At 63.2% G+C, this 22,340-nt stretch carries 18 protein-coding genes; 12 read left to right on the plus strand and 6 right to left on the minus strand.

The window, feature by feature from the left end; translation table 11 throughout:
• The first annotated feature begins 28 nt into the window (after positions 1-28).
• Positions 29-1,927, plus strand: a complete 1,899-nt coding sequence (locus DT068_RS24435) for a potassium transporter Kup (RefSeq protein ID WP_119392517.1) — start codon at positions 29-31, stop codon at positions 1,925-1,927.
• A 6-nt stretch (positions 1,928-1,933) separates the two neighbouring features.
• On the opposite strand, the gene DT068_RS24440 is transcribed toward DT068_RS24435, so the two are convergent.
• Positions 1,934-3,187 (minus strand): M48 family metalloprotease, encoded by a 1,254-nt coding sequence (locus DT068_RS24440; protein ID WP_162914424.1) that lies wholly within the window; start codon positions 3,185-3,187, stop codon positions 1,934-1,936.
• A gap of 84 nt (positions 3,188-3,271) precedes the next feature.
• Between DT068_RS24440 and DT068_RS24445 the strand changes: the two genes are divergently transcribed.
• Together DT068_RS24445 and DT068_RS24450 are read left to right on the plus strand one after the other, a co-directional pair.
• Entirely contained in the window at positions 3,272-4,201 is a 930-nt protein-coding gene (locus DT068_RS24445; RefSeq protein ID WP_119392634.1) for a CehA/McbA family metallohydrolase, read from the plus strand.
• A 27-nt stretch (positions 4,202-4,228) separates the two neighbouring features.
• The gene (locus tag DT068_RS24450) at positions 4,229-5,410 is read left to right on the plus strand and encodes an MFS transporter (protein ID WP_119392518.1); all 1,182 of its coding nucleotides are present in this window, start codon (positions 4,229-4,231) and stop codon (positions 5,408-5,410) included.
• A 48-nt stretch (positions 5,411-5,458) separates the two neighbouring features.
• Here DT068_RS24450 and DT068_RS24455 read toward each other — a convergent pair whose 3' ends face one another.
• Entirely contained in the window at positions 5,459-5,983 is a 525-nt protein-coding gene (locus DT068_RS24455; protein ID WP_162914425.1) for a hypothetical protein, read from the minus strand.
• Positions 5,984-6,081: 98 nt separating this feature from the next.
• Between DT068_RS24455 and fumC the strand changes: the two genes are divergently transcribed.
• Genes fumC through DT068_RS24470 form a run of 3 tightly spaced genes read left to right on the plus strand, consistent with a single transcriptional unit; the run spans position 6,082 to position 7,867 of the window.
• A complete protein-coding gene (gene fumC, locus DT068_RS24460; RefSeq protein WP_119392520.1) occupies positions 6,082-7,473 on the plus strand; it encodes a class II fumarate hydratase in 1,392 nt (463 codons plus the stop codon).
• Positions 7,470-7,646: a DUF4169 family protein gene (locus tag DT068_RS24465; RefSeq protein ID WP_119392521.1), complete on the plus strand. Its 177-nt coding sequence runs from the start codon at positions 7,470-7,472 to the stop codon at positions 7,644-7,646. The genes fumC and DT068_RS24465 overlap by 4 nt, the downstream gene beginning before the upstream one ends.
• Positions 7,646-7,867 (plus strand): ribbon-helix-helix domain-containing protein, encoded by a 222-nt coding sequence (locus DT068_RS24470; protein ID WP_119392522.1) that lies wholly within the window; start codon positions 7,646-7,648, stop codon positions 7,865-7,867. The genes DT068_RS24465 and DT068_RS24470 overlap by 1 nt, the downstream gene beginning before the upstream one ends.
• Before the next feature lie 50 nt (positions 7,868-7,917).
• On the opposite strand, the gene DT068_RS24475 is transcribed toward DT068_RS24470, so the two are convergent.
• Positions 7,918-8,823, minus strand: coding sequence for a LysR substrate-binding domain-containing protein (locus DT068_RS24475; RefSeq protein WP_119392523.1), 906 nt, complete (start codon positions 8,821-8,823; stop codon positions 7,918-7,920).
• A gap of 104 nt (positions 8,824-8,927) precedes the next feature.
• Here DT068_RS24475 and DT068_RS24480 point away from each other — a divergent pair, with 104 nt between their 5' ends.
• Together DT068_RS24480 and DT068_RS24485 are read left to right on the plus strand one after the other, a co-directional pair.
• Positions 8,928-9,731, plus strand: a complete 804-nt coding sequence (locus tag DT068_RS24480) for a CmcJ/NvfI family oxidoreductase (RefSeq protein ID WP_119392524.1) — start codon at positions 8,928-8,930, stop codon at positions 9,729-9,731.
• Positions 9,728-10,126, plus strand: a complete 399-nt coding sequence (locus DT068_RS24485) for a GFA family protein (RefSeq protein WP_119392525.1) — start codon at positions 9,728-9,730, stop codon at positions 10,124-10,126. Before DT068_RS24480 ends, DT068_RS24485 begins: the two co-directional genes overlap by 4 nt.
• Here the strand turns inward: DT068_RS24485 and DT068_RS24490 are convergent, their stop codons facing one another.
• Both DT068_RS24490 and DT068_RS24495 read right to left on the minus strand, forming a co-directional pair.
• Positions 10,127-14,611 (minus strand): AsmA family protein, encoded by a 4,485-nt coding sequence (locus DT068_RS24490; RefSeq protein ID WP_162914426.1) that lies wholly within the window; start codon positions 14,609-14,611, stop codon positions 10,127-10,129. It lies immediately after the preceding gene.
• Between the two features lie 54 nt (positions 14,612-14,665).
• A complete protein-coding gene (locus tag DT068_RS24495; RefSeq protein WP_119392527.1) occupies positions 14,666-16,057 on the minus strand; it encodes an FAD-binding oxidoreductase in 1,392 nt (463 codons plus the stop codon).
• A gap of 170 nt (positions 16,058-16,227) precedes the next feature.
• Here DT068_RS24495 and DT068_RS24500 point away from each other — a divergent pair, with 170 nt between their 5' ends.
• From DT068_RS24500 to DT068_RS24515, 4 genes are all read left to right on the plus strand, one after another.
• Complete coding sequence (locus DT068_RS24500; protein WP_119392528.1) at positions 16,228-16,710, plus strand: thioesterase family protein; 483 nt, start codon at positions 16,228-16,230, stop codon at positions 16,708-16,710.
• A gap of 104 nt (positions 16,711-16,814) precedes the next feature.
• Positions 16,815-16,997, plus strand: a complete 183-nt coding sequence (locus DT068_RS24505; protein ID WP_119392529.1) for a hypothetical protein — start codon at positions 16,815-16,817, stop codon at positions 16,995-16,997.
• A gap of 194 nt (positions 16,998-17,191) precedes the next feature.
• A complete protein-coding gene (locus tag DT068_RS24510; RefSeq protein WP_119392530.1) occupies positions 17,192-17,377 on the plus strand; it encodes a hypothetical protein in 186 nt (61 codons plus the stop codon).
• Between the two features lie 54 nt (positions 17,378-17,431).
• Complete coding sequence (locus DT068_RS24515; protein ID WP_119392531.1) at positions 17,432-19,777, plus strand: ATP-dependent helicase; 2,346 nt, start codon at positions 17,432-17,434, stop codon at positions 19,775-19,777.
• 2 nt (positions 19,778-19,779) lie between these two features.
• Here the strand turns inward: DT068_RS24515 and DT068_RS24520 are convergent, their stop codons facing one another.
• Positions 19,780-22,191, minus strand: coding sequence for an autotransporter family protein (locus tag DT068_RS24520; protein WP_119392532.1), 2,412 nt, complete (start codon positions 22,189-22,191; stop codon positions 19,780-19,782).
• Between the last annotated feature and the right edge of the window lie 149 nt (positions 22,192-22,340).

The raw sequence follows: 22,340 nt of genomic DNA on the forward strand, positions 1-22,340 counted from the left end.
CCGGGGCAGGCCCTGACAGGGGCAAAGCATGAGTGACACACAATTGGCCGGCGATGAAAGCGGGCGGGCGGAATTCCGTCGCAAGCTGAAGCTCGCCTTTGCCAGCATCGGGGTGGTGTTCGGGGATATCGGAACGAGCCCTCTCTACGCCATGCGGGAGTCGCTCGCCCATATCGCGGGCAAGGGGGGCGATGTTCGCGAGGAAATCCTCTCCGTCGCATCACTCCTGATCTGGGCGCTCATCCTCATCGTCACCATCAAATATGTGCTGATTCTGATGCGTGCCGACAATAAGGGCGAAGGCGGCATCCTCACCCTTGTCGTCCTGGCCGAGCAGGCGCTCAGGCGGCGCCGCGGCTTCGTTCTCATCCTGGGAGTAGTCGGCGCCGCCTTCTTCTTCGGTGACGCAATGATCACCCCCGCCATTTCGGTGCTCTCCGCCGTCGAGGGCCTGGCCGTCATCAATCCGGCCTTCGAAACTTTTGTCGTCCCGGTCACCCTCTTCATACTGGCAACGCTGTTCGCCTTCCAGTTCCGCGGCACCGGCAGCGTCGCCTCCCTCTTCGCGCCCATCACCACGATCTGGTTCATCACAATCGCGGTGCTGGGTCTTATGCATATCGGCGATGATCTGACGGTCTTCCAGGCATTCAACCCGGTCTTTGGGGTGAGGCTGCTGGTCAGCGAGCCCGGCATGGCGCTTGTCATCCTTGGCGGCGTGTTCCTGGCCATAACCGGAGGTGAGGCGCTCTATGCCGATCTCGGTCATTTCGGCCGCACGCCCATCCGCATGGCCTGGGTTTTCATCGTGCTGCCGGCGCTGATCTTGAACTATCTGGGCCAGGGCGCCTTCATGCACGCCAATCCGGAGGCGGTCAGCAACCCGTTCTTCCTGATGGCGCCGTCCTGGGGGCTGATCCCGCTCGTCATACTCGCCACGATGGTAACGGTGATCGCCAGCCAGGCTGTCATCACCGGCGCCTTCTCCATCGCCCAGCAGGCCATATCGCTCGGCCTCCTGCCGCGCATGAACATCACCCATACAAGCGACACCGAGCAGGGCCAGATCTATATCGGCCAGATCAACTGGCTGATCTTCGCCGGCGTCATCCTGCTCGTCCTCCTGTTCGGGTCCTCCGCCAGCCTCGCTTCCGCCTATGGCATCGCCGTCAATATCTCGATGATCATCGATACCGCCCTCGCCCTCATCGTCTTCTGGCATGCACGGCATTTCCCGCCGGCGGTTGTGCTGCCCGTCCTCCTCATCATCCTGGTGATCGAGTTCACTTTCTTTGCCGCCAACAGCGCCAAGCTCATTGCCGGCGGCTATGTGCCCGTGCTGATCGGCCTCACCATCATCGTGACCATGCTGACCTGGCTGCGCGGCCGCTCTCTGCTGGCGGAGAAGCTGCGTCGCGACAGCGTCGAGCTGGAGGGATTGCTCGAGACGCTGGAGCGGCGCCCACCGACCCGCGTCGCCGGCGCCGCGGTCTTCCTGCAGACCGATCCGATCTACGCGCCCAGCGCGCTCATGCACAACCTGAAGCACAATCGCGTGCTGCACGATATACTGGTATTCATCTCGGTCGAGACGATGGAAGTGCCGCGCGTGCCCCGCGAAGATCGAGTCTCGGTAAGGAAGCTCGCTTTGGGTGCCTTCCTGGTCGAGGCGCGCTTCGGCTATATGGAGCAGCCCGACGTTCCCGCGGCATTGCGCATGTGCGAGCCCTTTGGCCTGTCGATCGACCCGCGCCAGGCTTCCTATTTCCTCGGCCGCCGCGCCATCCGCACCTCGCCCAAGGCGCGCATGCCTTTCTGGCAGCAACGGCTCTTCATCATGCTCGCCAACCAATCGGCCCGCGCCATCGAATTCTTCCGCATCCCGCCGGAACGCGTGGTCGAGCTCGGCATGCAGATGTCGGTTTAGCTCGCTTCAATCGAAGAACCAGCCCATGATCTTCATCGAGTGACGCTCGAACAACGGCTCTAGTTCGGCATCAATCGCGCGGGAATGTGCATCGTCCAGGACAAAAACTGCAGGGCCATAGGCTCTGCTTTCGATAAATTTGATGCGCGATCCAGTCGGCGGGTGCGATGAATCGACCCGCGATCTTTCCTTCTCATTGGTACGCCGGATACGCTCCAACTCGCGCTCGGGTACACTTTTGACAAAAGCACCGAAGGCATGGATTAACGATCGGCCGTCGGTATCGCCACCATAGTAGACTCGATCGACGACGGCCCTCAGATTGCTGCCGAGGCCGAGCTTGTGTAGTGATTTCACAGCCGCTTGCTGCCCTGCGATTTTCGCTTCCAGGTGGTCGGCGAGATATTCGGCGCGCTGGCTGTCGAGATAGAGGAGGCTGGCCAGGAGCGTGCGCAAGGCTCCCGTCACGCCGCCGAGCAGACCCATCATGAAATGAACAATGATCTCGAAGAAGCTTTGCGGGACCTGGTCCGTCGGATCCAGAAGATAGCACCAGCGATCAAGCGTCGCGACTCCACAAGCGACTACGGCGCCACGAGCTGGATCGTGGTTGGCGCGATGGGCCAGCTCATGCGCGACTAGGGACACGCGTTCCGTACTCGTGAGGCTGACCCAAAGGAGAAGTCCAATCGTCAGGATTGGTGTCCGCGACAGACCGACTTCGGCCATGGATGCATTGAATTCGGGGGTAATCCTGATCCGTTCAACAGGTTCGATCGCAAGCTTCGCAGCTATCGCATCGGTCATTTCGAAGAGTTTTGGAAACTCGCCGCGGTCGAGGCAATCTTTTGGCAGCGAGCCCAACCGCGGGCGCAGGAACCAGGCGACCACGAGCAGGATGATGCCGCCTATGATGAAGAAGGCATGGGGCCAGCCCGAAATGAGAAGATAAAGCCCTGCAAGCCCGATCAGGAGCGTGAGGCCGACGATCACCGCAGAAAGAGCATAGGCGATCAGGGTCGACAGCGAAGTTCGCGGGCGGAGTTCGGCTTCCGTTGCCTGAGAGATACGTTTGAGCAGCCATTCCCCATGAATCTCACCAAGAACATCCATCTTCCGGTCGAGCAGTCCACGTGGCCCTTCCGAAATTTCGCTGATATTCCAACCGCAAACGTCGCACCACGGCCGAATTAGATCGTGAACAGGCACTTGCGCGCCGCAGTCATCGCAGCTTCGCCAGCGCTCATGCGTTCCGCTCATGCGCCCCTCCCCCGACCGCCCTATTATGCATATTGAGCCTCCCTTGCGAATGGGATAGCGAGGATGTCCCATCCCGAGGCATCCATGACCGATCTCTCCCCCTTCTCGCTCCCCGGCCGCTTCTGGCGCGGTAATCTGCACACGCATTCAACCCTGTCGGACGGGGCGCTCGCGCCCGACAAGGTCGTCCAGGCCTACAAGGATGCGGGCTACGACTTCATGATGCTGTCGGATCATTTCATCGACCATTTTGGCTGGCCGGTCGCCGACACGAGGAGCTTCCGCTCCAACGACTTCACCACCATCATCGGGTCCGAATTGCACGCGCCGGAAACCTCGGCCGGCGAGCTCTGGCATATCGTGGCGGCCGGGCTGCCGCTCGACTTCGAGCCCTGTGCGCCGGAAGAGACCGGAGCCCAGGTCGCCCGCCGTGCCGCTGACGCCGGCGCCTTCATCGGCATCGCACACCCCGCCTGGTCGCAGCTCACCATCGAGGATGGGCGCGCCATCGATGTCGCCCATGCGGTCGAGATCTACAACCACGGCTGCGCCGTCGAATGCGACCGCGGCGAAGGCTTCTACCTGCTCGACCAGTTGCTGAATGAAGGCAGGCGGCTCTCGGCCTTTGCCACCGATGACGCGCATTTCCACCATGACGATCATTTCGGCGGCTGGGTGCATGTGAAGGCCGAGGCGAACGACCCCGACCTGCTGCTGGAAGCGCTGAAACAGGGGCACTATTATTCGAGCCAGGGCCCGCTCATCCATGAAGTGTCGCTCGACCGCAAGGAGCTCAGCGTCACCTCATCGCCGGTCAACACCATTGTCGTGGTCTGCGGTCATTCGCGCACCGTCATGCGCATCGGCAAGTCCATCACCTCGGCGACGCTTGATCTCAGCAAGCTGGAAAGAGGCTGGCTCCTCAACAAGCAGAGCCCGTGGTTCCGCGCCGTCGTCATCGACCAGGCCGGCAAGCGCGCCTGGAGCAACCCGATCTGGAAAGATGATCTCTAGGCATCGCCAGCCGATGCGCAATGCATAATGCCATTGTGGCGCGTCATAACGGCTCTCGGCATCACCCAGATCATCGGCTGGGGCACCACCTATTATGCCCTGGGCGCGCTTTCGATCGACATCGCCGCCGAGCGTGGCTGGTCGAAACTCCTCATCTTCGGCGCCTTCTCGCTGGCCCTTCTGATCAGCGGCTTCATCTCGCGCGCCGCCGGGCGCGCCATCGACATCCATGGCGGCAGGCGCGTGATGGCGGCGGGATCGGCTCTTGCCGCGCTCGGCTGCCTGATCCTCTCTTTCGCGACGCAACCATGGATCTATGTCTCGGGCTGGCTGGTGCTCGGTCCGGCGATGCGGCTCATTCTCTATGATGCCGCCTTTCCCTCGCTGGCCCAGGTGGCGCGCGAAAAATCGCGCCGCTCGATCTCCTATCTCACCCTCTTCGGCGGCCTTGCCTCCACCGTCTTCTGGCCGGTGTCGCATTATCTCTCGCAGGCGATCGGCTGGCAGAACACGTTCCTTGTCTATGCCCTGCTGCATCTCGTGATCTGCCTGCCCTTTCATCTGCTCGCGCTCGGACGCGGCGACGAGCATCTGGCTCTCGAGGAGGATGGCGCCACAAAGCCCACAGTCACCCCCATCCTTTCCGGCCCCGACCGCAACCGCGCGATGATCGCCTTTGCCGCCGTCCTGGCCCTCAACGGCATTGTCTTCTCGTCGATCTCGGCCCATGTGGTGCCGCTTTTCGAAGGCTTGGGTTTCAACGCGGGCAGCGCGGTGCTGCTCGCGGCCCTCATCGGCCCTTCCCAGGTCGCGAGCCGCATCGGCGACATTCTCGCCGGCCACCATGTAAAGACCATGACGCTCGGCCTCATCGCCGTGGGCTTGCTGCCCCTGGCCCTCCTCATCTTCGCCGGCGGCAGCTTCGCGCTGTGGGCGGCACTCGTCTTTGCCCTGCTCTACGGCATGTCGAACGGCCTCATGTCGATCATCAAGGGCATCGTTCCCTTGAGCCTCTTCGGCCGCCAGGGCTATGGCCTCGTCCTCGGCACGCTCACCACGCCGCAGCTGATCCTCAACGCCATCGCCCCCACCCTGTTCGCTCTCGTCCTCGGCGAGGTCGGCCCGCAAAACGGGTTGCTGGTCGGCTTGTTCTTCGGCCTCGCTTCATTTGCAGCGATGCTCTGGCTTGCCCGCAAATATCCACGTTAAATCCCTAATCGCTCCATTACCCAAGACTGAGAGCTGAGACAGACCTTCTCACTTCTTGCCGAGGAACAGCTTCTCGCAATCGGCAAGGGCCGCCATGGCGACGCCGGCGCCGCCGATCGAATATCGCGCTTCGACCTTGTCCTTGCCGCCGCCGAGCAGGACTTCCGAACCCTTGGCGATGCTAGCGATGAATTTGCGTCCACGCCGGACATCCGGCAGGACCAGCAGCATCAGATCCTTGACGCGCTGCACATGGGTGAATTTCCACGCCACTTTCTGGTCGACACGCAGCACGAGCCTGTCCGCATAGCCATTGCCGAAGGACCAGGCTCTGTCGCTGAAATTGACCCTGATCAATGTTTCGGCGACCTCGATGCTGAAGGCCTGCGTGTCCGTCTTCGCCTCGGCGATGCACCATTTCTCGCCGCCCTCGGTTTCCCAGCTGCGCACCTGCCAGTCCCTATAGGAGATGAGCGTTTCACGGACCTCGCAATGGGCGACGGAGGAAGGAGCGAGCAGCGCGGCCCACCAGACGGCTCCCATACGCATCGCCAGGCTGGATGTTCTGGCCATTGCTCATGCCCCCTTCAGCAATCCATGCGGCTGCTCCGATCTAGCAGCCGCCGGGAACCCATGCTAGACCGCCCACGCAATCCACAAGGCAGGACCAGATGAGCAAGACCCGCACCGAGACCGACACTTTTGGCCCCATAGAGGTCAGGGCCGACCGCTATTGGGGGGCCCAGGCGGAGCGGTCTCTGGGCAATTTCAAGATCGGCTGGGAGAAGCAGCCGAAGCCCGTCATCAGGGCGCTCGGCATCGTCAAGCTCGCCGCGGCGGAAGTGAACATGTCGCTGGGCAAGCTCGACCGCAAGATCGGCAAGACCATTGTCGCCGCCGCCCGCGAGGTCGTGGACGGCAAGCTCGACGAGCATTTCCCTCTCGCTGTCTGGCAGACGGGCTCCGGCACCCAGTCCAACATGAATGCCAATGAGGTGATCTCCAACCGCGCCATCGAGATGCTGGGCGGCACGCTGGGCTCGAAATCACCGGTACATCCGAACGACCATGTCAATATGAGCCAGTCGTCGAACGACACCTACCCGACCGCCATGCATATCGCCTGCGCCGAGCAGATCCACCACGATTTGCTCCCGGCGCTGCGTCACCTGCACAAGGCGCTCAACAAGAAGGCGAAGCTCTGGGCCAGGATCATCAAGATCGGTCGCACCCACACCCAGGATGCGACGCCCCTCACGCTCGGCCAGGAATTCTCCGGCTATGCCCAGCAGGTGAAGAACGGCATTGCCCGCATCGAAGAGACGATGCCGGCGCTGATGGAGCTCGCCCAGGGCGGCACCGCGGTCGGCACCGGCCTCAACGCGCCCAAGGGCTTCGACAGGAAGGTCGCGGCGCGCATTGCCGCCATCACCGGGCTTCCCTTCACCTCCGCCCCCAACAAGTTCGAAGCGCTCGCCGCCCATGACGCGATGGTGATGAGCCATGGCGCCATCAATACGGTGGCGGCCTCGCTGTTCAAGATCGCCAACGACATCCGCTTCCTGGGCTCCGGTCCCCGCTCAGGGCTAGGCGAGCTGTCGCTGCCCGAGAACGAGCCCGGCTCATCGATCATGCCGGGCAAGGTCAATCCGACCCAGTGCGAGGCGCTGACCATGGTCTGCACCCAGGTCTTCGGCAACCAGGCGACCATCACCTTTGCCGGCAGCCAGGGCCATTTCGAGCTCAATGTGTTCAACCCGGTGATGGCCTATAATTTCCTGCAGTCGGTCCGCCTTCTCGCCGACGCCGCCGTGAGCTTCACCGATCACTGCGTTGCGGGCATCATCGCGCGCGAGGACAATATCAAGGCGGCGCTCGACCGCTCCTTGATGCTGGTGACGGCGCTTGCCCCCAAGATCGGCTATGACCGGGCGGCCGAGATCGCCAAGACAGCGCATAAGCGCGGTACCACCTTGCGCGAGGAAGCCTTGCGCCTCAAATATGTGACGGCCGAGGAATTCGACAGCATCGTGCGGCCGGAGGACATGATCGGCCCCAAATGAGCGAGATCGTCAATCTCAAGCGCCACCGCAAGCGCCTGGCGCGGGCGGAAAAGGAGACCCAGGCGGAGGCCAACCGTCGCCAGTTCGGCCGCTCGAGGCTCGAACGCGAAAAGCAGGAAGCGGAAGCCAGGCGCGCCGGGCAGCACCTGGACAATCACAAGCGCGAGACCTGATGCCCAAGGAGTTCAAGCGCTCGCTCACCATTTCGGGGCATCGCACCTCGCTCTCGCTCGAGCCTGAATTCTGGACCGTGTTGAAGGACGCCGCCAAGACCGAGCACAAGTCGCTGGCCGCCCTCGTGGGCGAGATCGACCGAGGCCGGGGCGACCGCAACCTCTCGAGCGCCCTCAGAGTCTGGGTGCTGAACCGCCTTACCCGCCCACCATCAATTTGACGACCTCGTCATGGTTCGTCTCGGCGATCCGGCGCTCACCCGCCGGCGCTCTATGGCAGCTGTGCAATATTTTTAAGCAACCAGGCGCGAAACGATTCCGCTTTCGTGTTGCGCTCTCTTTCGGGGCTGACCAGATAGAACCGAAAGACGGGCCGGATGCCACGTTCCTCGCCAAACGGGCAACAGAGCTCGCCGGTAGCAAGCTCGCGCCCGATATGGGCGCGATGCACCAGCGAGAGTCCCTGGCCATCGATCGCGGCTCTGATGGCGAGCGCCTCGAAGGAGACGCTGGTGCGTCGACGGCGCTTGCCCGCCTCCATCCCGTTCAGCCTGAGCCAATTGTCCCAGCTTGGCACGTTGGGATCTTCGATCGGCCACTCGACATCGAAGACCGGCAGATCGCGCCATGTGTCGTCGCGAAACACGCCTGTCGCCGCGAGCGCGGGCGCGCAGACCACGACATAAAGATCATCCAGCAGAAGCTGCGAATGGCAGCCCTCATACACGCCCAGCCCCTGGCGTACCGCGAAGTCGACAGCCTCGACCTCGAAATCCACCAGATGGTTTGACGCCAGAACCCGCACCTCGGTCTGCGGAAACTCGGCATTGAACTGCGCCAGCAGCGGCAGCAGGCATTGCTCAGCAAAGGTTGTCGTCGTGCTGATCGTCAGCGCGCGCCCGCTGCGCGTCCGGTCGAGATCGGCGACGCCCTTGGCGATGATCCTAAGCGCCTCATCGACCTTCTGCGCCAGGGCTCTGCCATCCTCGGTGAGCAGCACTTTGCGGGTGAGGCGCTCGAACAAGCGCACCCCAAGCAAAGTCTCGAGCGCACGTACCCGCTGGCTGACGGCGGCCGGGGTGACATGCAGATCCGCCGCCGCGGCCTGGAAGCTCAGATGCTTCGCGGCGGAATGGAAATATCTGAGATGGTCAAGCGGCGGCAGACGGAGGGCCATGGCTCATGAAATAGTTTTTCTTATCTGTCGTCAATGAAATGATCGCTTGTCCACTCTGTCCCGCGCAGGCAAATTTCCCATGAAACTGCGGAAAGATATAAGAAATGACCGACACGACCGGATCCCTGAACTTCCTGTCCCCTGGTACAGAAAAGCCAGCCTTCATCGTTCAACCCCTGGGCACGCCTTCGGTTCGCAAAGGCGAGTATCAGGCCGTAAGCGTGCCGATCAGCGATGGCAGGCTTGCGCGACAGCCCTTCGCCCTCGACCGGAATGGCTTCGCGCTGCTCGCCCAGCCGACATCCCTTGCCGCCTTCGACAATGACGATGCCATAGCCGAGACCTACTATCCGGAGATCAGAAGCCTCGTCGGCTCCCTTCTCGGTCCGGCCGAAGTGCATGTCATCGATCACACGATCAGGACGAGCGAGACCGGCGCCAAGTCGCGTGGCGTCGTCACCCATGTCCATAATGACTACACGCGCAAATCCTGTGTGGCGCATGCTGTCCGCCTCACCGGCAACCCGGACATCGAGCGTGACACGCGCATCGTCCAGCTCAACATATGGCGGCCCTTGTCAGATCCCGTCCTTGTCGCGCCGCTTGCCATTGCCGACGCCTCGACGATCGCGCCGGCCGACCTCATCGCCTGCGACATCGTCTATCCCGATCGGGTCGGCGAGATCTATGAGTTGCGTCATCATCCCCGCCAGCGCTGGTACTATTTCCCCAAGATGAGGCCCTTCGAGGCGCTGGTCTTCAAGGGATATGATTCGGGTCTGGACGCCGCCGCGCGTTTCACGCCGCACACGTCATTCGCACATCCCGAGACCAGGCCCGATGACCCGCCGCGGCGCAGCATCGAGGTCCGGACCATCTCGTTCCTGCCGAAGGAGACCGTGCAATGACCGCGGTAAAGACGGGCGGGTGCCTGTGCGGCAGCATCACCTATCGCATCAGCGGCCCTTTGCGCCCGATCGTGGCATGCCACTGCAATCAATGCCGCAAGACCAGCGGGCATTATGTGGCGGCAACCCAGTGCCGGTCTTCGGACCTCGCTATATCCGGTTCGACGCTGACCTGGTTCAGATCATCCGAGGCCGCCGAGCGCGGCTTCTGCGGCCGCTGCGGCAGCAACCTGTTCTGGCGGCGTTTCGCCAGCGAGTTCACCTCTATCTTCGCGGGAACGCTCGACGGCGACACGGAGCTTGCCATGACATCGCAGATCCACACCGACTCGAAGGGCGATTACTACGCCCTCCCCGAGATTCCGGTGATCGCGCAGAACTCGCTTCGCTATTAGTCAGTCGAACAGCCGTTTGATACGCTGGATGAGATCGGGCTCCCGCCGGCGCGGTGGTGGCGCAACCTTCTGGGGCGGCACCAGAACCACGGGCGCGCCGGGATCCACCTTCGCTTGCGTCTTCGCCGGCTGGCGCTTCGGCTTCGGCTTGGGTGTCGGCGGCGTGATGATGCCGACATCCTGCTGCTCCGGCTGCGCCTTGATTGCCTCAGTCTGATCGGGCGGCGACAGCGGCTCTGCGCCGTCAGTGCCGGACTGATCGGGAGCTTGTGGACCGAAGATGGTATTGTCCGGCTGTATCGCGGGCAGTTGCGGGGCCAGGGGCTCAGGCTGACTTGCCTGCGCGGGATCGGCGCGCGCCGCCTTCGCATCTTGCTCGGCCTGGCGCGCCATATCCTCCAACGCCTTGCGATCCGCGTCCTCCTGCGCCTTGCGCTCGGCTTCCTCTTGCGCCTTGCGCTCGGCCTCCTGCTGGGCCTTCAGTATCGCTTCGGCCCGCGCCTTGCGCTCGGCCTCTTCTTTCGCCTGGCGTTCCGCCTCTTCTTGCGCCAGGCGTTCGGCCTCTTCCTTAGCTTGACGCTCGGCCTCTTGCTGAGCCTTCAATATCGCGTCTTCCCGCGCCTTCCGCTCGGCTTCTTCCTGAGCCTCTCGCGCCGCTTCTTCCTTCGCCTTGCGCTCGGCCTCTTCCTGAGCCTGACGCGCCGCCTCTTCCTTTGCCTGGCGTTCAGCCTCTTCTTGCGCCTTGCGGGCGGCTTCTTCCTGTGCCTGGCGCTCGGCCTCTTCCTTCGCCTTGCGCTCCGCTTCTTCTTGCGCCTGCCGGTCGGCTTCTTCCTTCGCCTTGCGTTCGGCCTCTTCCCGCGCCAGACGCGCCTTCTCCTCCTGGCGCCGGATGACCCGATGGACCTGCCGCTCGCGCACCCGGCGCAGCAGCTCTTCGCGGTTCAGTCCCCGCCCTTCGGCGACCGCCTGATCGAGCTCGATCTTCTTCTGCGCGGCTTCCGCCTCGCGCATCCGCTCATGCACATTCACCTCGCGCAGACGGCGCTGCAGCTCACGGCGCTGCTCATTGTAGGCTTCAAGCCGCGCCTCGTCCTCGCGCCGCGCCCGGTCTTCTTCGTCCATCGCCTTCTGTTGTTCGGCCTGCAGCCTCTCGAGCTCCTTGAGGGTGCGCTCGACCACCTTGAAGCCGAGCTCCGATTCGAGTGCGGCGATATCGACGAAGCGGGTGAGCGCATTGGGATGCCCGCTATAGGTGACGGCGAATTGCGGTTGGTCGTCGAGAGTCTTGAGCGTGACGCGCATCATCGCATCGAGCCGGCCGTCGGGCAGATCGATCTTGGGCGCCAGCGTCACATCCGCGACCGGTGAGACCTTGGCGAAATCAGGCAAGGTCACCGTGCCGTTCTCGACCTTGAGGACGCCCCGCGCGGGCGCGAAATCGAGCCCGCCATCCGCGGCGAGCGCCGTGAAGGCCGTCTTGAGCTCCTCGCCGGAATTCGCCGTCTTGACCAGCTCGACGAAACGCTCGGGGTTCAGATGCGCGATCCTGAGGCCGGCAACATCATAGCTGCCTGATCCGGCGAGGCTCGCCAGCACGGCACCTGGCGTGCGGCCGCTGCCCGCCGCCTTGACCGACAGCTTGACCAGGCCCTCCGCCACCCCCTCGCCATTGCCGTTCTTGAGGCTGTGGCCGAGATCGACCGGCAACACCAGCCGCCCGTCGAGCGCCTTGCCGCCGCCTTGCGGCTTGGCGGCGATCTCGATGGCGACATCGCCGCCCTGATCGCTCTTGCCGAAGGCGGCGAGACGGACCTCCTCAGGCGTGGCGCTGATGCCGATCTGCGTTTCCCTGACTCGCAAGCCGTCGAATACTTCGAGATATTCGGGCTTGATCCACAATTCGCCGGTGACGCCGCGCGGCGGTGTGACGGCGAAAGGCAGCTCGACATCGAGCGGCCGGCCGTCCCATGGCATGAAGGCGAGGCCGAACAGCCGAGTGAAGGACACCGGCCCCGTGGCGAATTCGCCCTTGAGGCGATTGCCGCTGTCGAGGGTGATCGAGCCGGAAAGCGGGGCTCCGGCCAGGAAGCCCTGCACATTCGGCAGGATCACCTTCGGCAGGGCGATTTCCACATCGGACTCGGCCGACAGCGTGCCGCCGGCATAATCGCTGATGCCTGCCGCCAGAAGCAGTTCGTTCGGGCGCTCGGCGAATATGCCGAGCCGGCCCGTTCCTGTAACGGCACCGTTGCTGCCCAGGAACTTGCCCTGGAACTGTCCCTTGGCGCCGAAGACATCGGCCTCAAGATCGGCCACCAGGCCATTGGCCAGCGATCCATTGAGGCTCACCGCGAGCCGCGCCGGGCCGCTCTGGTCGTTCACCGGGCTCATCCCGGCAAGCTTGGCGAGGCCGGTGCCGTTGGCGCTGCGCAAAGTGAAGCTTCCGCTCATCTCGCTGGCGAGCAGATCGCCCTGCCCCGCTGTCGCCAGCGTGCCTTCGATATCGAGATCGCCGCTCTTGCCGGTCACCCGGAAATTCGCCGCCTGGCCTTCTTCGTCGGGCTTGAGATCGGCCGCGATGATAAGATCGGTCTTGCCCAGGGCATCGGCCCAGATCGGGCTGCTATCCTTCGGATAGAAGCCGAGCAGCTGCAGGAGGCTCCTCGGATCATCCGCCGTCACGCTGGTCGAGATGGCCCCCTTATTGCCGGTCGGCGTCGGCGACAGGAGGCCCGCAATCTCGAGGTGCGCATTGCCGACATTGCCGATCTCGATCGTCTTGAGATCGATATTGCCGCCGATCGCCGCGATGTCGATCGCAACATCGCGCGCTCCGACGCCATTGAGCAAGGTTTCCCCCGACTGAACGGTAAGGCGCAGATCGTGGCTCGTCGCCCATTGCGAGATCATTTCCGCGGTTCCGATCCAGCTGCCGCTGCCGAAGCCATTGGGCGCGAACCGGTCGATATCGAGGGCCGTGGCATCGAGCCTCAGATCGAGCGTCGGCCGCTCGGCGAAGCCGATCGAGAGCCCGCCGCTGCCCAGCGATTCATCGATCTGGTAGTTCATGTCCTGCAGGCGCAGCTGGCCGTCGGTCGCATCGAGGCGGGTCTGCAGCTTGAAGCGGCCGCGGCTGCCGGTCCAGATCCTGGCGATATCGTTGCGCCCTTCGGGCCACGCCCAGGACACGAAATCGCGCAGGCTCCCGGCTTCGCCGGCCAGATCGCCGGCCAGCTGCGGACCGGAATCGGTGACCACGAAAGTGCCGGTAAACAGGCCGCGCGCCTGGCCCGGCATGCCGGCCGACAGCTCGGTAATGCGGATCTGGTCCTGGTTGAGCTCGAAGGCGAGCTTGGCATTGTCGAGCGCTTCGCCGCCCACCACCAGCGACGTGATGCCCAGCGATGCGCTGACATCCACATCGCCAGGCATGATCGCCATGGCGTTTTCGAGCAGCCCCAGGCCGCCCCCCTCCCGGATCAGGCCCTTCGCCTTGGCGCCGGCGACGGCATCGAGATCGAAGCGCGTCGCCTTGAGATTGGCCTTGAGCGCGACGCTGGTGCCGAGCTTCACTTCGGCGCTGCCGGTGAGCAGATTGGCGCCCTCGCTCGTTCCGTCGCGCGGCGTTATCTCGATCTTGTCGAGCGCCACCGTGTCGAAATCGGAGGTCACTTGCGCGGTCAAGACCAGGGGCCGCAACTGGCCTTCCGCATCGCTGCGCCCATCGACGCTTGCCGCCGGCTGAACGCGCAGATTGCCGGTCACGTGATTGCCGTCATTGGCGCCGTCGAACTGGTAGACGATGCCCGAGCCATCTCCGGAGCTGATCCGGAAGCCGAATTTGAACGGCGAATCGGGTGTCCAGCTGCCGGTATTGATGCTGAGCTCGACCGGCCGGTCGTGATAGTCGGCGGTCGCGCGCACCCGCCAGGGCCCGGCGAAATTCTGCGCCGCCAGCGTGGCATTGACGCCCGCGATCGTAGCGCGCCCGGCCCGGCGGTTGTCGACAAGGTGCACCACGCCGTCGGTCACCGATATTTGATCGAGGCGGATACGGTCGAGAAACCCGGTTTCCCGCTCGCTGAGCTCAGGCTTGAGATGCCAGCTGCCCTGCCCGCTCGCCAACCTTTCGAAAGACGCCACCGGGCGCACGACATCGATGCCCTCGACCCTGATCTCGCCGCCGAGCAGCCCGGCGAGCGTCATGCGCACATCCACTTGCTCGGCGGTGATGAAGTCCGGCACGAAGGCGCCCGGCGGATTGGCTACTTTCACATCGCGGATCGTAAGCTTGGGCCAGGGAAACAGGCGTCCGGATATGTCGCCCGCCACCGTCACCGGGCGGCCGGTGAGCTGGCGGCCATATTTCTCGATCGCCATGCGGTAGCTGCCCCAGTCGATGACATAGGGGGCGATAAAGGCCGCCACCACAGCCATGACGAGCGCTATCCCGAAATAGAGTACGGGCGATTTCCAGAGCTTCATACCGTTACCGGTCCAACCTGTCGCTGGGGTCCCCATGCCAGACAGACACGGCGATCATAAGGCGACAATCTTGCCTGGGTTAAGGATATTCTTGGGGTCGAGGGCCTGCTTGATCTGCCGCATCATGGCCACCCCCTGGGCGCCATGTTCCAATTCGAGAAAGGGCATCTTGCCGATGCCGACACCATGTTCGCCGGTGCAGGTTCCTTCCATGGCGATGGCCCGCCGGATGAGCCGGTCATAGAACCCCTTCACTCGGGCGAGCTCGGCCGCATCGCTGCGGTCGCAATAGAGCACGACATGGAAATTGCCGTCCCCGACATGGCCGACGATGGGCCCATAGAGATTGTTGGCCTTCAGGTCGTCCTGCGTTTCGTTCACGCATTGGGCGAGCCTCGAGATCGGCACGCAGACATCGGTGGCGAAGGATTCCTTGCCCGGCATCAGCGACTTGGTGGCCCAGAAGGCGTCATGCCGGGCCTGCCACAGCCGCTGGCGCTCCTCTTCCTTCCTGGCCCAGGTGAAGGGCCCGCCGCCCAACTCCTCGGCAATGCCGCCGAACAGCAGCGATTGCTCCTCGGTCCCGGCCTCGGTGCCGTGGAATTCGAGGAACAGGGTCGGCGCAATCTTGAGGTCGATCTTGGAATAGGCGTTGAACGCCTTAACATGCTCTTCATCGACGAGCTCGATCCGCGCCACCGGTATGCCGAGCTGGATGGTCTGGATCACCGCCTGGCAGGCGGCATCGACCGAGGGAAAGGGGCACACGCCGGCGGCGATCGATTCGGGGATGCCATAAAGCCTCACTCCCACCTCGGTGATGATGCCGAGCGTGCCTTCGGAGCCCACCAGCAGGCGGGTCAGGTCATAGCCGGCCGAGGACTTCTTCGCCCGCCTGGCGGTCTTGACCACCTCGCCATTGGCCATCACCGCGGTGAGGCTCAGCACATTCTCGCGCATCGTGCCGTAGCGCACCGCATTGGTGCCCGATGCGCGCGTCGCCGCCATGCCGCCCAGGCTCGCATCGGCCCCCGGATCGATGGGGAAGAACAGTCCCTTGTCGCGCAGATAGGTGTTGAGCGCCTTGCGCGTCACCCCCGCTTCGACCCTCGCATCAAGGTCCTCGGCATTAACCTCGAGCACATTGTTCATCGCCGAGACATCGACCGAGATGCCCCCGAAGGGCGCGGTAAAGTGCCCTTCGAGCGAGGTGCCGGTGCCATAGGCGATGACCGGCGTCTCGTAATTGGCGCAGATCCTGACGATACGCTGGACTTCGTCGGTTGATCTCACAAAGGCGACCGCATCGGGCGGCGCGCCCGGCGCCCAGGTCTGGTCCTTGCCATGCTGCTCGCGCACCGCCGGTGCGGTCGACAGCCGGTCGCCCAGGATGTCCCTGACCTCGGCCACCGCCTGCGCCACGCTGTTCTTGTTTCTGTTCGTCATTTCATCTGCCCTAGCGTTTCCCGGCGAGGTGGAAACACTTCGCCGATCGGGATTCGCGCAAAACCAATATATTGGAGCAAACCCTTATCGCCAAAGCCTTCAACTTTGGCGGTGTTTGCTCTAAGTGTCTGCTATTCCACCTTAACTAGCCAGATTTCACGGAAAAGACGATGGCTTTCCCCGCCCCTTTCGTAAGCTCTGTCCATAAGATCGAGGACCAGTGGATCGACTATAATGGCCACTTCAACATGGCTTACTACAATGTGCTCTTCGACCGGGCCGGCGATGAGGCCTTCGAGGCCATTGGCCTTGGCGCCGACTATGTGAAGAGAGCCAACTGCTCCTTCTTCACGCTCGAGGCCCATGTCACCTATCTACGCGAGCTGCAGGCCAGCGATACGGTCAGGGTCGATATCCAGTTTCTCGACTACGACGCCAAGCGCATCCACTATTTCGAGCAGATGCGCCATGCCGTCGACGGCTGGATCGCCTGCACCACCGAGCTCATCGTCATCCATGTCGATATGAGCGCGCGCAAATCCTCGCCTTTTCCGCCTGACGTGCTCGCCAACATCAAGGCCATGCATGAAGCACATGCTGGTTTGCCGATTCCGCCCCAGGTCGGACATCGGATCGGCATCCAAAAAAAGTAACTCTTCCCGCCAAATAAATTATCCGCGCCGCCACATTCTGCGCGCATTTCACCTTGATTCTTCGGCCCTTCCAGGGACGGCGCATTATTGATGGAGGCACAGCAATGCAAGCTCTCGAAATCCTGGACTATGCGCGTCAATTGCACGAAGTGCGCGGCGAACGGGCCGTTCTCGAAGCCGCCCAGCGCGCCACACAATGCGAGGCCAAGGGCGACAGTGAGGCGGCCGCCAATTGGCGCCGGATCCAGTCAGCCTTGACCACGATACAATCGCCCCACGCCAGCTAGCCCACCTCTTCCTTTGACGATATCAAAGCGTGCTGCAGTGCAGCGCGCTTTAATTTTGTCGATGCTGTCATCGCGGTCGGTAACATGTTGCTAAAATCTGAAGCATTAAAAATCGTCTCGCCTTCCGGCTGCAATATTATCGACTCATTCGCCCGGCATAAGTCGTCCCATCAACCGCAAACAGGGAGGTCGGCATGCAGCAGAACGCAACCATCATCGAATTCGCGCGCCAGCTTCTCGTCATTCATGGCGGGAAGGCGTGTGAAGAGGCAGAGCTCCATGAGCGCATTTGCGTGAAATATGGCGCCGAGCGCACCGCCGAGACCTGGCGCCATGTCCAGACCGCCCTCAGGGACATGAAGGGCAATTGCCTGCATTAACCTGTCCGAGTTGCTATATAGGGTGCGAAACCTTCAAGATTCGCACCCTATAATATGACGTCGCGTCCCGTTGATATTGGCGATTTTGATGAAATCCCCGCCCCGCAGAAGCCTGGCGGCCTGTCCCAGCGCGCGCTCGCCGGCGCCGAAGCCCCCTATCTCAAGGGCCTGAATCCCGAGCAGCGTGCCGCCGTCGAGACGACGGATGGCCCCCTCCTGGTGCTGGCCGGCGCCGGCACCGGCAAGACAAGGGTGCTGACCACGCGGCTCGCCCATATCCTCGCCACCGGCCGCGCCTGGCCCGGCCAGATCCTCTGCGTCACCTTCACCAACAAGGCGGCGCGCGAGATGAAGGAGCGCATCGGCCACCTGATCGGCGGCGTGGTCGAGGGCATGACCTGGCTCGGCACCTTTCATGCCATCGGGGTCAAGATCCTGCGCACCCATGCCGAATTGGCGGGGCTCAAATCCGGCTTCTCTATCCTCGACACCGACGACCAGATCCGCCTCCTGAAGCAGATCCTCGATGCCTCCGACATCGACGAGAAACGCTGGCCGGCCCGCCAACTCGCTTCCCTCATCGACAACTGGAAGAATCGCGGCCTGTTGCCGGCCAAGGTCCCGGCGGGCGAGGCGCACTCCTTCGCCAATGGCCGCGGGGCCGAGCTCTATGCCGAATACCAGGCGCGGCTGCGCGTGGTGAATGCGGTCGATTTCGGCGACCTCCTGCTCGAGGTCCTGCACATCTTCCAGGACCATCCCGACGTGCTGAAGGAATATCAGCGCCGCTTCAAATACATGCTGGTCGATGAATACCAGGACACCAATGTGGCGCAGTATCTGTGGCTCAGGCTCCTTGCCCAGGGCCACAAGAACATCTGCTGCGTCGGCGATGACGACCAGTCGATCTATGGCTGGCGCGGTGCCGAGGTCGACAACATCCTGCGCTTCGAGAAGGATTTTCCGGGCGCCAGGGTGATCCGGCTCGAGCGCAACTACCGTTCCACCCCGCAGATACTCGGCGCCGCCTCGGGACTGATCGCCAAGAACGAAAGCCGCCTCGGCAAGACGCTGAAGACCGAGCGCGAGGATGGCGAGCAGCTCACCCTGCGCTCGCACTGGGATGGCGATGAGGAAGCCCGCGCCATTGGCGAGGACATCGAGCAGCTGCAGCGCAAGGGCGAGAAGCTCAACGACATGGCGATCCTGGTGCGCGCGTCCTTCCAGATGCGCGCCTTCGAAGATCGTTTCATCACCCTGGGCATCCCCTATCGCGTCGTCGGCGGCCCGCGCTTCTATGAGCGCCAGGAAGTGCGCGACGCGCTCGCTTATTTCAAGGTGACCGCGTCACCCGACAACGACCTTGCTTTCGAGCGCATCATCAATGTGCCGAAGCGCGGCATCGGCGACACTTCCGTCAAGCGCATGCATGAACATGCCCGCAAGGAAGGCGTTTCGCTCTATCGCGCCGCCGAATTGCTGAGCCTGACCGACGAGCTGCCGGCCAAGACCCGCTCCGCCCTGCGCTCGCTGCTCGAGTCCTTCGGCCGCTGGCGCCAGCAGCTGACCGGCCTGCCCCATGTCGACCTCGCCGAGATCATCCTCGATGAATCGGGCTACACCACCATGTGGCAGAACGACAAGAGCCCGGAGGCGCAAGGACGGCTCGAGAACCTGAAGGAGCTGGTGCGCTCTATGGGCGAGTTCGAGACCATGGCGGGTTTTCTCGAGCACATCGCCCTCGTCATGGACACCGATGCCGGCGCCAGCGAGGACAAGGTCAACATCATGACCTTGCATTCCGCCAAGGGGCTTGAATTCGGCACCGTCTTCCTGCCCGGCTGGGAGGAAGGCCTGTTCCCGCATCAGCGCTCGCTCGACGAGAAGGGCCGCGCCGGCCTCGAGGAGGAGCGCCGCCTCGCCTATGTCGGCATCACCCGCGCCAAGCGCCGCGCCACCATTTCCTTCGCCCAGAATCGCCGCGTCCATAATCTGTGGCAGTCGAGCCTGCCGTCACGTTTCATCGACGAATTGCCGGAGGCCCATGTCGAGGTGGCGCCGATGGCGAATTCCTATGGCGGCTATGGCCTCGGCTCCTATGGCCAGAGCCGCTTCGAGGAGCGCACCACGCCCTTCTCCAACACCTATGACACGCCCGGCTGGCAGCGTGCCCAAAAGGCCTATGCGAGGGGCGATGCAATGCGCTCGGCGCCCCATATCATCGAAGGGCAGCTGGTGGCGCGCGAGACCGAGGGCCAGAATATCGAGCGCGGCGCGCGCGTCTTCCACCAGAAATTCGGCTATGGCCGCGTCACCCATGTCGACGGCAACAAGCTCACCATCGACTTCGACAAGGCCGGCGAGAAGCGCGTGCTCGATTCATTCGTCGAGCGGAGTTGATCTCACCACATCAGCTGCAGGCCGAGATTGCCTTCGACCGCTTCCTTCTTCTCGCCGCCGACATCGAAGAGATAATCGCCGGTGGCGAAGAAGCGAACATCTTCGGTGAGCGCGGCAACGACACCGCCGCCGACCTCGACCGCCGTCGTGCCGATCTCGGTCTCGACGTCATCGGCATCGAAGCTGATCTTGTCGGTCTCGGACGGCGAATACCAGAGATTGGCCTTGAGATAAGGCTGCCATGACGCGCCGCCATCGGCACCGAAGGTCCCGGTCAGGCGGGCGCCGATACGGCCGCTGAACGTATCGGGCGTGTCATAGCGGATCTCGGCGAAATCATCTTCGCCGTCGTCGATATCGACATGCTGCCAGATGACCTGGGCTTGCGGCTCGAGCGCGAATCCTTCACCGAGCGGGATGGGAAATCCGCCCTCCAGCGACGCGGTGACGACATCGCCATCCAGGTCGGAGGAAACACCGCGATCCGAATGCGGCTTGCCGTCGAGCAGCGTCCCCATGAGGACGCCGTCGAGATACCAGCCAGAAGGACCGATATGCACCACATTGGCGCCGATGCTGTAGCCGTCGACGGGCGCCCGGCCCGCGTCGAAATTCTCGATCGCCTGGGCGAAGCCTTCGACATCGCCATTGAGCCGGCCATAGCCGATGAACAGGCCGAAGGCCGTCACATGCCCGCTTTCGGTTTTCTTGCGATAGAGATCGGCGCCGGCCTGGAAGCCGAAGACCGAGCCTTCGAAGGAGGGATCGACCGTTCCGCTCCATGACATGTCGAGATACTGCGCGAAGCCGCGCATCCAGAAGCGGTTGTCCTTGCCGTCAGCGAACAGCGCCTGCTCGCCGCGCCGCTCATGGAACGTGCCGAGGATGGTCGTGGTGAGCTCGCGCACCAGGGGCGGCACCGCCGAGTGGACCGCCACTTCCGGCCGGAAGAGCGGGATAGGTGGTTCGGCATTGGGACCGGTATCGATGAGCTGCGAGCGCAGATACCAGTTGTTGGGCTCATCGCCCGCCAGATTGCCCTGATAGAGCAGATAGTCGAAAGCACCGGCGGCGGCCGGGCTTGCGAGATAGAAGGCAGCGCCGGCGGAAGCGCCGCCCTGCTCCTCGACGACCAGGATGCCGTCCGCGGTGGTGAGCGCACCCGGCCCGCCGAGATTGCGTATCTCGAGCCCGGTGGTGCCCGTCGCCGGCAGGGTTGCGAGAATGAGCCTGTCCGATGCCGAGCCATCGCTGCCCAGCACGGTGTCGAGAACGACACGACCGCCATTGCCGGTATATTGCCCGTTGACGGTGAAGGTGTCGGTGGCGCCGGCGCCATTGGTGAGGTCGATGGCGCCGGCATTGATGAGCATCGCCGGCGTCGCGGGATTCAATGCCGAGAAACTCGCATTGGCGGCGAAAAGCGTGCTCGATGAATCAATCTGCAGCGTACCGGTTCCGGTGCCGGCATCGCCGAGGGTGATGACGCCGGTCGCGGTCAGCGCCGTGCCGTCGTTGAGATTCACATTCTCCCAGTTCAGGAACCGCGCCGCCGTCCAGGTTGCCGTGGTCGCCTCGAAGGTGAGCGTATCGATGCCGGTCTGCCCATCGACAACCGTGGCGCCGATCATCGCATCGGTGAGGTTACGCAAGACGCCCATATCGTCGTTGTCGCCCAGCGTCACGCTGCCGCCGATCGTGCCGCCGCCATCCCATGTGAAGCTGTCGGTGCCCGTGCCGCTCTGCACATCGCCGCCGATGCTGCCGCCGGTGACCAAGAAAATATTGTTGCCGTTTCTGAAGTTCACCGTGCCGCCGATTGATCCGCCTGACATGATCAGCGTATCGGCGCCCTGTTGGGCGAGAACATCGGTGTCGATGGTGCCGCCCGACAGGCGCAGGATATTGTTGGCCTGTTCGAGATCGACGGTACCGATCTGCCCACCGGTCATGGTGACGTCATCGCCGGCGAAGAACAGACCTACGATGCGCCCGCCGCTGATCTGCGCCACATCGAGGCCCGATCCCTGATTGAGAGCGGCGATCTGCCCACCCGACATGACGAATGTGTCTATGTCGGCGCCCTGGATGACCGCACCCTGCACGGTCCCGCCGCTGATCTCGAACCGGTCGGCGCCGTCTTCCTGCCTGACGCTGACCGCGCCTATTCCAGGCTGACCGTCAATATCGCCGGCATCGACCGTGATCGTGCCGCCGGTGATCGTGACGCTGTCGGCACCGGCTCCCGTATTGAAGAACGCCGTGGGGTCGGGCGCATTGCCGTCGCAGACAATCGTATCCGGTCCCGCCGTTCCCGGCAGGCCCGAGCAGGCTGCCTCGGCTCTTTTCGACACACCTGGACCGAGCGCTACGAGCGCCGCTGCCGACACGCCCATCAGCAGGAATAGCTTCATTTGAGCCCCCTCAAATATCCACCGCTGCCCCACCCTACCCGCAATGTTCGTCGATTCACAGCGCACGGGCACACCGTCCTTAACGAAAACGCGGCGCGATGACGCTTTTTTGAAGTAGCAGCCGAACTACAGGGAAAATTCTGTACGGG

Source organism: Taklimakanibacter lacteus (assembly GCA_003576695.1).
In the GTDB taxonomy this organism is placed as follows: Bacteria; Pseudomonadota; Alphaproteobacteria; order Rhizobiales; family Aestuariivirgaceae; genus Taklimakanibacter; species Taklimakanibacter lacteus.

Bases quoted from the DNA above. Each gene is read 5' to 3' on its own strand.
- DT068_RS24435 (WP_119392517.1), top strand. From the start codon at position 29: ATGAGTGACACACAATTGGCCGGCGATGAAAGCGGGCGGGCGGAATTC.
- DT068_RS24440 (WP_162914424.1), bottom strand. From the start codon at position 3,187: ATGAGCGGAACGCATGAGCGCTGGCGAAGCTGCGATGACTGCGGCGCG.
- DT068_RS24445 (WP_119392634.1), top strand. From the start codon at position 3,272: ATGACCGATCTCTCCCCCTTCTCGCTCCCCGGCCGCTTCTGGCGCGGT.
- DT068_RS24450 (WP_119392518.1), top strand. From the start codon at position 4,229: ATGCCATTGTGGCGCGTCATAACGGCTCTCGGCATCACCCAGATCATC.
- DT068_RS24455 (WP_162914425.1), bottom strand. From the start codon at position 5,983: ATGGCCAGAACATCCAGCCTGGCGATGCGTATGGGAGCCGTCTGGTGG.
- fumC (WP_119392520.1), top strand. From the start codon at position 6,082: ATGAGCAAGACCCGCACCGAGACCGACACTTTTGGCCCCATAGAGGTC.
- DT068_RS24465 (WP_119392521.1), top strand. From the start codon at position 7,470: ATGAGCGAGATCGTCAATCTCAAGCGCCACCGCAAGCGCCTGGCGCGG.
- DT068_RS24470 (WP_119392522.1), top strand. From the start codon at position 7,646: ATGCCCAAGGAGTTCAAGCGCTCGCTCACCATTTCGGGGCATCGCACC.
- DT068_RS24475 (WP_119392523.1), bottom strand. From the start codon at position 8,823: ATGGCCCTCCGTCTGCCGCCGCTTGACCATCTCAGATATTTCCATTCC.
- DT068_RS24480 (WP_119392524.1), top strand. From the start codon at position 8,928: ATGACCGACACGACCGGATCCCTGAACTTCCTGTCCCCTGGTACAGAA.
- DT068_RS24485 (WP_119392525.1), top strand. From the start codon at position 9,728: ATGACCGCGGTAAAGACGGGCGGGTGCCTGTGCGGCAGCATCACCTAT.
- DT068_RS24490 (WP_162914426.1), bottom strand. From the start codon at position 14,611: ATGAAGCTCTGGAAATCGCCCGTACTCTATTTCGGGATAGCGCTCGTC.
- DT068_RS24495 (WP_119392527.1), bottom strand. From the start codon at position 16,057: ATGACGAACAGAAACAAGAACAGCGTGGCGCAGGCGGTGGCCGAGGTC.
- DT068_RS24500 (WP_119392528.1), top strand. From the start codon at position 16,228: ATGGCTTTCCCCGCCCCTTTCGTAAGCTCTGTCCATAAGATCGAGGAC.
- DT068_RS24505 (WP_119392529.1), top strand. From the start codon at position 16,815: ATGCAAGCTCTCGAAATCCTGGACTATGCGCGTCAATTGCACGAAGTG.
- DT068_RS24510 (WP_119392530.1), top strand. From the start codon at position 17,192: ATGCAGCAGAACGCAACCATCATCGAATTCGCGCGCCAGCTTCTCGTC.
- DT068_RS24515 (WP_119392531.1), top strand. From the start codon at position 17,432: ATGACGTCGCGTCCCGTTGATATTGGCGATTTTGATGAAATCCCCGCC.
- DT068_RS24520 (WP_119392532.1), bottom strand. From the start codon at position 22,191: ATGAAGCTATTCCTGCTGATGGGCGTGTCGGCAGCGGCGCTCGTAGCG.